General features: G+C 32.0%; 14 protein-coding genes and 1 tRNA gene. 5 read left to right on the forward strand and 10 right to left on the reverse strand.

The window, feature by feature from the left end; translation table 11 throughout:
* Positions 1-150 precede the first annotated feature (150 nt).
* Both J4418_00660 and J4418_00665 read right to left on the reverse strand, forming a co-directional pair.
* On the reverse strand, positions 151-786 hold the full coding sequence (locus tag J4418_00660) for a hypothetical protein (protein MBS3112582.1): 636 nt from the start codon (positions 784-786) through the stop codon (positions 151-153).
* Positions 787-805: 19 nt separating this feature from the next.
* On the reverse strand, positions 806-1,042 hold the full coding sequence (locus J4418_00665; GenBank protein MBS3112583.1) for a hypothetical protein: 237 nt from the start codon (positions 1,040-1,042) through the stop codon (positions 806-808).
* A 319-nt stretch (positions 1,043-1,361) separates the two neighbouring features.
* Here J4418_00665 and J4418_00670 point away from each other — a divergent pair, with 319 nt between their 5' ends.
* Together J4418_00670 and J4418_00675 are read left to right on the forward strand one after the other, a co-directional pair.
* Positions 1,362-1,550 carry a hypothetical protein gene (locus tag J4418_00670; GenBank protein MBS3112584.1) on the forward strand — a complete coding sequence of 63 codons (189 nt, stop codon included), beginning with the start codon at positions 1,362-1,364 and terminating at the stop codon, positions 1,548-1,550.
* 35 nt (positions 1,551-1,585) lie between these two features.
* Entirely contained in the window at positions 1,586-2,134 is a 549-nt protein-coding gene (locus J4418_00675; protein ID MBS3112585.1) for a CDP-alcohol phosphatidyltransferase family protein, read from the forward strand.
* Here the strand turns inward: J4418_00675 and J4418_00680 are convergent.
* The 5 genes from J4418_00680 to J4418_00700 form a co-directional block, all read right to left on the reverse strand.
* Positions 2,131-4,404, reverse strand: coding sequence for a CDC48 family AAA ATPase (locus tag J4418_00680; protein MBS3112586.1), 2,274 nt, complete (start codon positions 4,402-4,404; stop codon positions 2,131-2,133). The genes J4418_00675 and J4418_00680 overlap by 4 nt on opposite strands.
* Before the next feature lie 79 nt (positions 4,405-4,483).
* Complete coding sequence (locus J4418_00685; GenBank protein ID MBS3112587.1) at positions 4,484-6,538, reverse strand: hypothetical protein; 2,055 nt, start codon at positions 6,536-6,538, stop codon at positions 4,484-4,486.
* The gene (locus J4418_00690; protein MBS3112588.1) at positions 6,531-7,136 is read right to left on the reverse strand and encodes a hypothetical protein; all 606 of its coding nucleotides are present in this window, start codon (positions 7,134-7,136) and stop codon (positions 6,531-6,533) included. Before J4418_00690 ends, J4418_00685 begins: the two co-directional genes overlap by 8 nt.
* A gap of 329 nt (positions 7,137-7,465) precedes the next feature.
* On the reverse strand, positions 7,466-7,855 hold the full coding sequence (locus J4418_00695; protein ID MBS3112589.1) for a hypothetical protein: 390 nt from the start codon (positions 7,853-7,855) through the stop codon (positions 7,466-7,468).
* A 147-nt stretch (positions 7,856-8,002) separates the two neighbouring features.
* The gene (locus tag J4418_00700) at positions 8,003-8,437 is read right to left on the reverse strand and encodes a hypothetical protein (protein ID MBS3112590.1); all 435 of its coding nucleotides are present in this window, start codon (positions 8,435-8,437) and stop codon (positions 8,003-8,005) included.
* 93 nt (positions 8,438-8,530) lie between these two features.
* On the opposite strand from J4418_00700, the gene J4418_00705 reads away from it, so the two are divergent.
* Positions 8,531-9,022 carry a hypothetical protein gene (locus J4418_00705; protein ID MBS3112591.1) on the forward strand — a complete coding sequence of 164 codons (492 nt, stop codon included), beginning with the start codon at positions 8,531-8,533 and terminating at the stop codon, positions 9,020-9,022.
* Here the strand turns inward: J4418_00705 and J4418_00710 are convergent.
* Positions 8,996-9,520 (reverse strand): CDP-archaeol synthase, encoded by a 525-nt coding sequence (locus J4418_00710; protein MBS3112592.1) that lies wholly within the window; start codon positions 9,518-9,520, stop codon positions 8,996-8,998. The two genes, J4418_00705 and J4418_00710, sit on opposite strands and share 27 nt — an antisense overlap.
* Positions 9,521-9,607: 87 nt before the next feature.
* Here J4418_00710 and J4418_00715 point away from each other — a divergent pair.
* Both J4418_00715 and J4418_00720 read left to right on the forward strand, forming a co-directional pair.
* Positions 9,608-9,753: transfer RNA gene (locus J4418_00715), tRNA-Asn, on the forward strand.
* 249 nt (positions 9,754-10,002) lie between these two features.
* A complete protein-coding gene (locus tag J4418_00720) occupies positions 10,003-11,544 on the forward strand; it encodes a hypothetical protein (protein ID MBS3112593.1) in 1,542 nt (513 codons plus the stop codon).
* On the opposite strand, the gene dnaJ is transcribed toward J4418_00720, so the two are convergent.
* Positions 11,530-12,636 carry a molecular chaperone DnaJ gene (dnaJ, locus tag J4418_00725; protein ID MBS3112594.1) on the reverse strand — a complete coding sequence of 369 codons (1,107 nt, stop codon included), beginning with the start codon at positions 12,634-12,636 and terminating at the stop codon, positions 11,530-11,532. The genes J4418_00720 and dnaJ overlap by 15 nt on opposite strands.
* Positions 12,617-13,396, reverse strand: a complete 780-nt coding sequence (locus J4418_00730; GenBank protein ID MBS3112595.1) for a class I SAM-dependent methyltransferase — start codon at positions 13,394-13,396, stop codon at positions 12,617-12,619. Before J4418_00730 ends, dnaJ begins: the two co-directional genes overlap by 20 nt.
* Positions 13,397-13,417: the final 21 nt, after the last annotated feature.

The raw sequence follows: 13,417 nt of genomic DNA on the forward strand, positions 1-13,417 counted from the left end.
ACAATGACTGGCATGTTTTACTTCCATTTGGAAATGAAAGTCCTTTTTGGTTATTAAGTTACCGCAGCAAGCTGCGGGGTATTAAACCCAAACGGTAATGAAGCCATATATTGAAAAATTGAAAATTGCTACTGGCAAAATTTAGAGCTGTTAAATCAAACTAAAAACATAATCACCAAAGTCTGTTCCAAAAACAATTTTGGGATTATCAATATATCCCGTATTCAAAAAGAATAGATAACCTTTATGCACACCTAACGGCGATACTGAACCGCTAATACCAAACTCAGGCAAATCCTGATTAATGGGGTTAAAATCAGATAAATATTCATGGCCAGTTCCATCTGCTAATTTAACTGAATTGAAAGAAATATTAAAATCTTCCAAATTTCTTACTGCAACAAATACTCTATTATACATATATTCAACATCTGCAAAAACAACAACATTCTCCGGATTTCGTTTAAGTTCTTTAATGGTATATAATCCTCTTTCTAACTTCTCAATTTTAAATTCAAGATTATTCTCATTTACAGATTGTAAAACTGGTTCTTTTTCAACATTCTCTTTAATTGTAAAACCTGAAAAAGGAGTTTCAGCTCGGGATATTAATACAACATTTTTATACAAAGAATCTGAATCAACAAACCCGCCAACAGAAAAGAATATTAAAAAAACTAATACAAACGAAACAAATAAAGAAACAAAAATTAATCTTCGGTCTAATTCATTATTAGAAAATATTGTTTCCGGAATCATTTTTTTAACCTTAAGTTTTTTTACCATTGAATTTACCCGAATTAATTTATTTTTTTAAAACCCATAGATTTAACCCTGGTTTCTTCATCCTTGTAACCTTGCCATCCAAAGCTAACTCAAGCAGTTTTTTCTCAGCAGTATTCCACGAAATTTTTAAAACCGAGGCTATCTCAGATGTGGTTGTAATGCTACCGACCCCCTCAATCACATCAAGGATATGAGTATATGTAAGTGATTTATTACGTAAAACATTACTAATTTTAGCTTTATATTTGGCAGGCATATAGGTATGAAATGTCATAATTAATATATAAATCTATTTGTTAAGTTGGTATTGTCCAAAGTCGCCCAATTATCGATTAATACTCGCATCTGAAATATCATTGCAAGAAATAGTTCTTGACTAATAATTATTCTTTGAAATATACTAATATACAGACAAGGAACTTTCTGAAGAAAATAGTTAATTTAGCAGTATGGGCTTAAAATTCTCAATTCCCCTATACTAAACCGCATTAATGTTACTTTTGTGTCTGTGTAGTGACACTTTATATCCAATTCCGACCAATAAATTTATAAATGCCCCTAAAATTCATATAAATATGTCAATTGCACACTGGAAACCAATATTAAAAAGTAGGGGAAGAAACAGAAAAGTTAGAAGCAAAAGCTTCAAATCTGTAGAATTAGCTGATGCTTGGGCAAAAGCCCATAATGTAGCAAAATATAATTTAATAGATTTAAAACCTAATTCTCTAAATAAAAAAATTAAAATTGAATATACCGAATAAAAAGTTTTATAACTTTGAATTCAAATAATCTATTTATGAATAAAAAATATTTAGTATTACCAAATATATTATCAATAATAAGGCTAATCTTTTCACCCTTTATAATCTATTTATCTTATCTGCAACGATATAATCCTGCATTGGCTCTATTTATCCTAATCTCATTAACAGATGTACTTGATGGTTACTATGCAAGAAAAAATAAAGAATGCACCCCCTTTGGCAGCGTGTTAGACAGCACTGCCGATAAAGTAACAATATTCTGCGTTATGATTGCTTTATACATAAAAAACGTTCCAAATTACATATTAATCATTTTTGGAATTATGATTTTTCTCGGAATTATCAAAATAATTGAAATGTTGTATCACTTAAAAAAATCAGATAAGAAAATTTTAAATGCCAAACTCTCGCATTTGCAAATTTCTAGAATAAACATTTTTTTGATATATGCATGGTTGGGGTTATTACTTTTAGAATTTCAAGAGATAGAAAATATAAAATATTTTTTTAGCAGTATAATTGTGCTTATAATGACTATTATCACTGCAATTTATAATGCAAAAGAATTTTTCAAGAATTAACCCATATACCGCGGCTTTTCTTCTTTCATTTCATTAGCTTTCGCAGTTCTAAACTTTTCCTGCAAAACCATATAATCTCTTATTATTTCCTTTGTAGCCGAAGGCCTTACCTTTTTTATTGCTTCCTCAAAATGCTTCATCTGAACTTCTTTAGCGTCCATATTTTCACGCAATGCAAAAATTGCTGCTTCTTTGCAAATGCCAGCAATGTCTGCGCCGACGTAACTATCAGTTTTCTTTGCAAGTTTAGATATATCGATATCTTTTGCCAGCGGCATTTTCTTTGTATGAACTTTAAATATAATTTCTCGATTTTTTTCATCAGGCGCCCCCACTAAAACAATCCTGTCAAATCTCCCAGGCCTAAGTAAAGCTGGATCCAATATATCGGGACGGTTAGTCGCGCCTATTATAACTACGTCGTGCATCTCTTCAAGCCCGTCAATCTCTGTTAATAATTGGTTCACAACTTTTTCAGATACATCATTATTTGAAGAGACATTTCTTGAAGGAGCAAGCGCATCTATCTCATCAAAGAAAATAATTGAAGGTGAAGCTTGCCTGGCTTTTGCAAATATTTTTTTCACGCCTTTTTCGCTTTCACCAACCCATTTACTTAATAGTTCTGAACCTTTGACTAAAATAAAATTAAATTCGCTTTCACTAGCTACTGCTTTAGCTAATAATGTCTTGCCTGTGCCAGGCGGGCCATACAATAAAATGCCTTTTGGTGGAGTAATGCCTAATTTTACAAATGCTTCAGGAAACTTAATAGGCCACTCTACAGCCTCTTTCAATTCTTGCTTAACCTCATCTAACCCGCCGATCTCTTCCCAATTAATATTGGGTATGTCTACAAGAACTTCGCGTAATGCGCTTGGCCTCACATATTTCAATGCTTGTTTAAAATCATCCATTGTAACTTTTAATTTCTCAAGAACATCAACTGGCACCGGTTCTTCTTTGTCAAGTTCAAGCTCAGGCAATACTCTTCTTAATACAACCATTGCGGCCTCTTTAGCCAAAGATTCAAGATCAGCGCCAACAAACCCATGTGTAACATTCGCAAGATGACTTATTTCAAAACCTTCATCAAGTGGCATATTCCGTATATGAATTTTCAATATCTCTTCTCTCGCAGCTTTAGTGGGAATTCCTATCTCGATCTCACGATCAAACCTGCCCGGCCTGCGTAATGCAGGATCAAGCGTATTAGGAATATTTGACGCCGCAATCACAATTACTTTGCCTCTTGACTTAAGCCCGTCCATTAAAGCTAATAATTGTGCAACAACCCTTTTTTCAACATCTCCTTGCGTTTCTTCACGCTTTGTAGCAATTGCGTCAATCTCGTCTATAAATATAATTGAAGGTGAATTTTTTTCAGCATCCTCAAATTTATTTCTTAAATTTTCTTCACTTTGTCCATAAAACTTAGACATTATTTCAGGCCCGTTTATAGAAATAAAATGAGCATTGGTTTCATTCGCTACTGCTTTAGCAAGTAATGTCTTGCCTGTGCCAGGCGGACCATGTAATAAAACTCCTTTAGGGGGCTCAATTCCCAGCCTTTGAAAAAGTTCAGGGTGTTTTAATGGCAGCTCAACCATTTCCCTGATCTTGCCAAGTTCATCTTCAAGGCCCCCAATGTCCTCGTATGCAATCTCAGAAATTAAATCTTCTTTCAACTCAACAGCCTGCGGGTTTAAAATAATTTGAGTATTATCAGACACGATTACAGCTTGTTTAGGATTAGTTTCAACTATCATAAACCTTAAATCACCAAATCCAAACCCGACAAAGCTCTCGCCTAATCCTGGGAATAGGTCACTAAATGGAGAATCTACTAACGTATTTTTCCTTCTTCTCATTCCGCCTAATGAGACAATATCCCCTTTAACAGCGGTCCTTCCAAGTAAACCCATCTTAAAAGTATTAGGCGCACCTTTTACATACACCCCTTTAGTTGCAGGCGCTATTATAACTGAATTAGCTTCTTTAACAACAGCCTTTTTTATTTTTACAATTTCATCAATTGATGTCCGAGCATTTTTCCTTGTTATTGGATCCATCCGAATAATGGTAAGACCAATATCTGCAGGTAAGGCTCTATCAATAATTGCAACCGTTGCTCTTTCACCTTCGACCTCAATTATGTCGCCCGGTCTAACATCTATATTCTGCATAATAGATGAGTCAACCCGAACTATTCCTTTATACACATCATCCTGCTGTGCTTCAGCCACTTTTAATTCAATAACTTTATCCATCATAATCAGTCTTCCTGTCTTGATCTATATACAGCTATTAAAAAAAGATAAAGTTTTGATTTTTAAAGATTGTTATCATTTAAAACAACCTTTCTCTAAATTTCTGAAAAAAAGTTTTTTCAGGCTCATTTAGGAGTTTAATTTCTTTAATTTTAAAATCAATTTCATCAATGCAAGAATCTAAAACTTCAATTCTTTTATAGATATCATCTTGAATCTTTCTTAGTTTAATTTCTAATTTAGGATTTGTTTTAATCTTATAATCACCCCTATCTATTTCAGGTCTTATTTGACTTAAATTAATCTTATCAACTTTCTGAATTTTAGAATCAATCTCATCAAGAAATAAGCCCCCAAACCTTTCTTTATTCTCGAATTGTTTAGTAAATCGTTCAGGTTTTTGTTTAATGTTCGAATTCCTTTCTCGATTAATTGTAATTAGGGGTCTTACTGGTTGAAATTTTATTCCCTTTTCTAAATTGTCAATGCTAGTATCTAATCTTTCAATTTTCTTATTAAGCATAGAAGAAGTTTCTTTAACAATGTTTATTATTTCAGTTTTCACTTTTATTTTAATGTTAGAAACTTTCGGAGAAACTTTAAATAAAATAATTGGTTTTATCTTTTGCAATTTAATGCCCGATTCAATGTTATCAAATTTCTCTTCTAATTTATTATTTAAACCTATTAAATATTCAGAAATAATATTGCGGCCCTCATGATGCGCAGGTTTAATATCTTTGATAGGCTCAAAAGTCCTATTCGCCAAACGTTTGTACCTACGAAATAAATCCAAGATTAAGTTAACAATTTTATCTTTTATATCCTTAATCTGCACAAGTATTTGACTAAAAATGCTTACAACAAAACCGCCGCTTTCTTTTAAGATAATAATAACCTTGTTGGAAATCAGATTTGACCATATAAAGATACTTCTAAAAAGCTCCGATATTCTTGAAAAAACCGCAAATCCTCCAAGAGCTTTGCAAGTTTGAACTTCAGGAATATTAATTTTAGGAATTAACTTTTTAACATTAATTTTAATATCTTTAACGTTGTACTTGAAATCCTCTTTTTTATTTTCAACAGTCTTAACAGTATTCCTCTTTAACCTAAACATATCTCTTCTAATATATTTATAAGCTCCTCTAATGACTTTAACTAATAAAAATGACAAAAACCCAAATAACACTTTAAAATCTAAAATGGATTGTTGAATTGCGGGTCTAACAATTAAATAAATTAATTCTGAAATTGAAAATACCTTATCCATTAAAGGTTTAACCCATAACTTGCAAAATCTTAAAATAATTTCAATAAACCGGATAAACTTATCAAATATTTTGTTAATCTCTGGTTCAGAATTTATTACAGAATTTCGGCTTATTATTAATAAAAAAGATAAAACCAAAAATACAATAAAAAACGATAATGGTCCGTCACGTAAATTATTATAACTCCTATTTGTTAAAATATCGACAACTGACATTGGCGCAACATTCTCTTTAGAAACATTAACATTTAATTCTCTGAAAAATTCAATAAATTTTGAATTAAAGTTCTCAATCAGATTTTCCCCGGCTAACAATAGAATATTATCAGATTTTAATTCAGGGATACTGCCATTCACCCCGCGTACCCAATCTTTGACAGGTTTATCTATTAAAATAGCATCAATAACTAAATTTCTATCAGCAGATAACTTATTCTGGGTATTAATAAGCGCAATTTTTAATTTATGTACCCCCAGTCCTAAATCTGTACCAATGTCTCTTTTTATCAAAACTTCATCTTTAGAATACAAGTCATATACAGTTACATTATTATCAAGATAAACCCGAATAACTCCTGCGCTTGGTCCTACTTTTAATGCTAATGAAATCACATGTCCTTCAAATTCTACTGATAAGCTAGACCCGGGCTGGTTTGAATAAAGGGCCGACCCATCTAGATAATTACCATAAACAGTTGTCCATAACCCTTCCTTGGCGAAATCTAATTCATTTATATCTTTTATAGCAAAATTTGTAATTGTTGCTTGATAATACGGGGAATACAGGAACAGAATAGCCAACATAGTAAAAACTAACACAAAGCTAACTTTCATAATCCGCTTATTCGTTTCACTAACCATTCTTCTGTAAACTCCTCCTATAAATTGTAGAAATTGTAGTTTCGCCCCTGTTTAATTTTTCAGCAATATTTCGATTTGAAAAACCTAAAGATTTTAAATAAAGAACAAGTGGCCCCAATAGTGAGTCTTTACCTTTAAAAATTAATAAAGGCACATTCAACTCGCTTTTAGTTATAGTAAAAACTTCAGCTTTTCTTTGTTTAGCTTTTTCATATGCTAACCAAATACTGCGGTTATCTTTAATTAATAAATCTGAAATCTTCTTATTTGTATTATTTTTATTTTCTCTAAGATATTTTACAAGAGACTGCAACAAACTTAGCTTTCTCTCAGCAAATATCTCAATAGGCACCAAAATCTCATTTGACATCAAAAGTTTGGCTAAATCGTCAGAACTAATATTAAACTGATTCTTAATAATCTCTAAAACTTCGATTAAAACACTTTCTTTCTCATTCTTAATCGTTTCAACAATTTTAAGAACCGCTTTGTTTTTAGCAAATTCAACGGCAGAAACAGTTTCGTTTTTTTGAGTCTTCAAATTACCTAAAAATTGTAGAATTAATTCTTTTTGTTGAATTTGAGGACTATTTACCAAAAATTAATCTATTAAAGTAGTATTAATATATAAAAGTTGCTACTTTAAACTAATTTGGTAGATAAATAATCTATCAAGGTAGTATTAAATATAAGAAACGAGCATTAATCAATCAAGACCAGACGCCACCAATGGAGCACATTGGTAGAAAATGTGATATTATGAACCGCCCGCAAGAAGTGAAGCTCCTGCGCACAGAACTTTCAGTTCTTATAGAACCAAAGCTAACTTTTGATAAACAAACTTTCTAATTACAAAAGAAATAAAATTTAATATAAAAATGCGAAAATAAAACAGGCCATTGACAAAACTATTTCAATGACACATTTTTATCTAATGGTAAAAATATTTTTGAGCTTTTTTGGAATACCCTGCAATACCAACAAAGCTAATGGAGCCGCCCAATTTGCCGTACGTTCTACAAAATCCCAAATTGGATCTCCGGCGATTGGACGTGACAATGCTGTAGCAAACGCCCACAATACTGCATAGATTAGCACAAGCCTAATCGGCCAAATAAGCGCCAAAATGGCTACAACTATATCCATTGTTCCAATTATAGGTAGCATTACCCTGGCTGATGATTCAGAAAAACCAAATGCCGTAATAAGTGGTATCCACCCTTGCTTTATACCTAGCGCAAAAATTCCGTGTCCCAAAAAAGAACCAAATACCCCTATTCGTAAAATCCATTCCGCTATTTTTTGTTGTGAATTCATAATACTAAATGTCAATTAGTGATTCTTTATATATTTTACTGAATTAACATCCAAACCCATTTCACTGAATTTAAGTATCCATATTAATAGACCAAAGGAAAAACACAATCTATTCAAAAGAGATAAATAAGAAAAAGGTAACAAAATCTAAACTGGAGCCTTTTCCACAGTTTCTACTTTAGGCAGAGGTATAGGAGAAGGCAGATTTAAATCTCTACTTAGAATAATTGACTGAATATTGCACTTTGCAAGAGCAGTATTTAATACTTGTAAAGTCATTTCTTTTTCAAGATTTTTATTCTTTTTCCAACCATCTAAAGCTTTTTTAACTTTAACAGCATCTTCCAAGATTAATACTTCCCCCACTAAATCTATATGGGCTAATACATCCTTTAAATCACTTGCATAATTAACACCATAATCAAAAGTAACTCTTAAACCTGATTGCTTTTCTGTACCTAACTGTAAATCCTTAGATTCAACTTCTTTGATAACAATGTTGTTATTTATACTGACTTTACCTTGTAACGCTTTATTTTTTTCAACTACAATTTTATTAAAATTAAATCCTACAACTGTCATATTAAAACCTCCCTAAACTTTAATCTAAAAAAGCATAATCTAGTATTTAAAGATTTAGATTATATTATAATTGTTATCTAACAAAATATATAAATGCTGAATGCATTAAATATATTAATGCTTGAGATATATTTTATTTTAGGACTTTTATCATTTGCGGGCATAATCCTGGGTCTGATATTAGGAATGATTGCTCCAGAAGAATTAAAACCTGGAGCTCCATGGTTTATCAAATTAAAAAATACAATATTTACATTATTAATATTAATATTATTATATTACAACATTTATAATCTTATAATAATACCATTAATTATTTTCTTAATATTATACTGGTACCGAGGAACTTTAGGCGAAGAATCATATATGCTTGAGTATAGTATGATGGGTTCGCTATTTGGAATGGGATATTATACCCCCGCCATACCTGAAATAATTGGATTGATTTTTATATATAAAATTACATCAGGAAGTTTGTTAATATACAAAAATAATAATTTCAATTTTTTAATAAAATCAATTTGCTTAAGATTAATATTCTATATTTTGGGATTATTATTACCACTTATGTTTGCGAATGTGTAAAACAAATCCAACATAGCTTAATAAAAGTTTAAGAAAATAAGTAAAAACTACCATTAAAACAATCTGCAAATATGTAAATTTAATTATAAGGCTTGAAAATAAAATGGCTCCTAATACCGCATCAATTTGATCTGCAATAAAAAAATTATGCCCGGGAATAATATTTATTCTCCTCTTAATGAACGATTTAAATAAATCCCCAAACATGGCCCCAGTTGCAAGAAAAAGACCTAATAACACGCTATAATCCTGATATATGATAATACTGTTGATATTAATAACCTTCTGAAAATAAAACATTATAGTGCCAAATAGAATTGCAACCAATATCCCCCTAAATGTTTTATGTGCCCCAAATAAAGAATTGCCCTCCAATTTTATCCCTAAGTCCAAAGGAAATTCTAAAGATTTCAATTTATTCCTAAATAATAATGGCATAATATCTGCTATATAAACAGGAAATAAAAAATAAATCAATTTCAGACTTTCAGCTAACATAGATTATTAAAAATATATTGCTTTAATAAATCTTATCCTATATCTAGCGAAACGTTTATAAATGAAGCTCGGATTTCATAATTCAATGTCTCCGTAGCTTAGCGGTGGAGCGTGCGGCTGTTAAATTGGCGATAAGATTAACTAAAACGTCAATTAAAGAAACCGCAAGGTCCCCAGTTCGAATATTGGCGCCAGATATTTTAGACGCCTGTGAGAAAGTCTGGGCGGAGACGTCAAAAATCTAAGATTTTTGATCGTGCACAGGATTTAAAATCCTGACACGTTTTTTATTTTCACATGAGCTTGTAGCTTAGCCTGGTGGAGCGCACGACTGATAACATTTTGTCAGAGATCGTGAGGTCCGGAGTTCAAATATTAACGCCTGAGGCAAAATGCTTCGAACGTCAGTGAGAAAATCTCCGCAAGCTCATTTTTTAAAATGATACACAAACTTTATAACAAATTACCCAAAAACTATTCTTATGTCTATAAATATTCCTGAATTATGCAAAGATGCCTATATCAATATTGCTTTAGACACTATTAGGCTAGGTAAACAAGCGCTAATTTTTACTAATTCAAAACCTGGCGCAGAAAAAAGCGCAGAAGAAATATCTAAAAAAAATAAAAATAACGAATTATCTGAACTTTCTGAACAAATCCTAAAAACACTGCCTAAACCGACTAAACAATGTGAAAGATTAGCTAAATGCGTTAAACATGGCATTGCGTTCCACCATTCAGGTTTGCACCCCAAACAAAAAGAAATAATTGAAAATGCTTTTCGGGACGGCACTATCAAAATTATCGCGTGTACACCTACACTTGCTGCCGGACTTGATATGCCTGCGTTTAGAACAATATTAAGAGAAGTCAAACGCTACACTAATACTGGCTATAACTGGATTCAAACCCTGGAATATTACCAAATGGCTGGAAGAGCCGGACGTCCGGGTAAAGAAGATTATGGTGAAAGTATATTGATTGCCAATGACAAAAAACATTCGGAAGAATTACTTAACAGGTTCATTTATGGTTCACCTGAAGACATTTTTTCAAAATTAGCCGTTGAACCTGTATTAAGAACATACATCCTTTCATTAATATCAAGTGGCTTTGTAAATTCAAAAAAAGAAATTATTGATTTCTTTTCTAAAACATTCTGGGCTTTTCAGTTTAGAGATTTGGATAAATTAATTTTCATAATCGAAAAAATGTTGCGCCTATTAATAGATTTTAAATTCATCGAAACTTCAAATACAAATAATTTTTCAAGCATTGATGAGATAAACACAAAATTATACATGGCAACAGCCCTAGGTAAAAGAGTTGCAGAACTTTACATTGACCCATTAACAGCTAACCATATCCTTAATTGTTTAAGCCGGAACGATAACCCCTCTCCGCTGGGGTTACTACAAATGACATCGCACACTCTGGAGATGATGCCTTTATTAAAAGTAAAAATGAAAGAATTTGACAGCTACCAAAATGAAATAATTAGATACACTGAAGAATTGCTTGAACCAGAGCCAACAATCTATGATTATGAATACGACGAATTCCTTAATTCATTAAAAACAGCGCTATTCTTTAATGACTGGATTGAAGAAAATTATGAAGATTATCTTTTAGAAAAATATAATATTACTCCCGGGGCAGTGCACACAAAATTAACTATACTTGACTGGCTGCTTTATACCTCCGCCGAAATAGCAAACATTGCAAATTTAAAATCAAGTATTAAGCACATCAACAAAGTTAGATTTAGGATAAAACATGGAATTAAAGAAGAATTAATTCCTCTTTGCAGATTAAATAATATCAGCAAGATAAGGGCACGTAAACTTTACAACAACGGAATCAAAGATTTAGGCGATATTAAGAAAGCTAACTTCCAAACATTAATCCAAATTTTGGGAGAAAAAATTGCATTAAATATTAAAAGCCAAGTTGGACAAAAAATCGAACCTGAAGTAAAACCAACAAAACGTATTGGGCAGATGGGTTTAACCAAATACTGATTCAAGAAAACCTTTTTTATTTTTAACTGTTTTATCAAATTCTTTCAACAAATCTTTCTGTTGTTTATTAAGTTTTGTAGGTATATCTATTACAATTTTAACATTCTGTGAACCTTTCCCATAGCCTTCTAAATTAGAAATTCCATATTCTTTCATTCTAAAAACAGTATTGCATTGAGTGCCTGCAGGGATAGTTAAGGAAGCAACACCTTTCAAGGTTGGCACATCAACATTTGCGCCCATCACAGCCTGCGCATAACTAATAGGCAATTCTAAATAAATATCATCTCCCTCCCTCTTAAAAATATCATGCTTTTGAACATTAATATATACATAAAGATCTCCTTTATTTCCTCCATTTATACCTGCTTCACCTTCGTTTTTAACTCTCAATCTCGAACCGTCATGTATACCACCTGGAATTTCAATTTCAATCTCTCTTGTATTTCTTACTCTCCCATTTCCGCCGCAATTTGAACACGCTTTGCGAATAGTTTTACCATGCCCATTACAGTCATGGCAAGTAGATGATTGCGCAAATATTCCAAAAGGAGTTCTAACCTCGCTTTTAATTACACCTGAACCTTGACACAAACGGCAATTAATAATATCCGAATCAGATTTAGCGCCAGTACCATGACAACTTTTACATGTTTCCATTCGGGGAATATTAATAGTTTTTTTCTTGCCAAACGCGGCATCTTCTAAATTGATAGTTATTTCAAATTCAATATCACTTCCCCTAACCGAAGAACTCTTCCTGCGCCTTTTTCCTCCAAATAATCCATCAAACATATCACCCAAATCAAAATCAAACCCGAAATTTCCGCCTGAAAACCCTGAAAAATCAAACCCGCCCTGTCCTGAACTAAAATTAGTGTCAGCTGTGCCAAATTGATCATACTGCTGCCTTTTTTTATCATCACCCAATACAGATGCAGCTTCATTAATCTCTTTAAACTTTTCATCCGAATCACTCTCTTTATTCAAGTCTGGATGATATTGTTTAGCTAACTTTTTATAAGCCTTTTTAATCTCTTCTTTTGAAGCGTCTTTCCCTAACCCTAAAACTTTATAATAATCTTTGCCCATTTTTTACACCAAATATTTCTAAAATTTCCGATTCACCAGAATAAAGAAGTTCAGTTTTTATATCTGATAAGCCTTGTTTCTCCATATTATAATCCATTTCTCGAGCATAAACATCCGCAAACCCTGAACAATTTGCATGTGAAATTAATAGTTTTCCGCCCGGTCTTAATATTCTAATCATATTTTGAAATTTATTCCCCATGTTAAAATCATTATATTCATAGTCCCGTTCAACACAAGCAGATTCATGTATCATGTTTGAAACTAGAACCATATCAAATGCCTTACTAAATGGCGCAGCTAATAAATCTCCTTGGACTATCCCAATATTTTTACATCCATATTTTTTAGCTCTTTTTTCCAATTCTGATAATGCTATTGCTTGAACATCTAAAGCAACAAAATAAGTTCCAGGATTATTTAATGCAAGATACACTGTTTTAAGTCCAGTTCCTGAACCAACATCTAATACTTTTTCACGCCCTTTAACGCTTTTATCCAGATAAGGAAGAATAACTTTCACGTCGCTAGCGCGAAAACAATCAACATTGCCAAACAAATTGCATCCATAAATCAAATTATACATTTCTCTTTCTAAAGGCACTAAATCACCTGACCTTGAACAAATTAACTTTTCAATTTGTGTCAATCTTTGTTCTACTGCGTCACCCATGCCTTTTTTATTCAAATCAACTAACTCCTCTAATGAAATCTGTTTAATGCCTTCATTCCCAAAATAATCACTTAGCGATATCGTCATAAAAATAAAAATTAAGTAAAG

The organism is Candidatus Woesearchaeota archaeon (genome assembly GCA_018303425.1).
In the GTDB taxonomy this organism is placed as follows: domain Archaea; phylum Nanobdellota; class Nanobdellia; order Woesearchaeales; family JAGVYF01; genus JAGVYF01.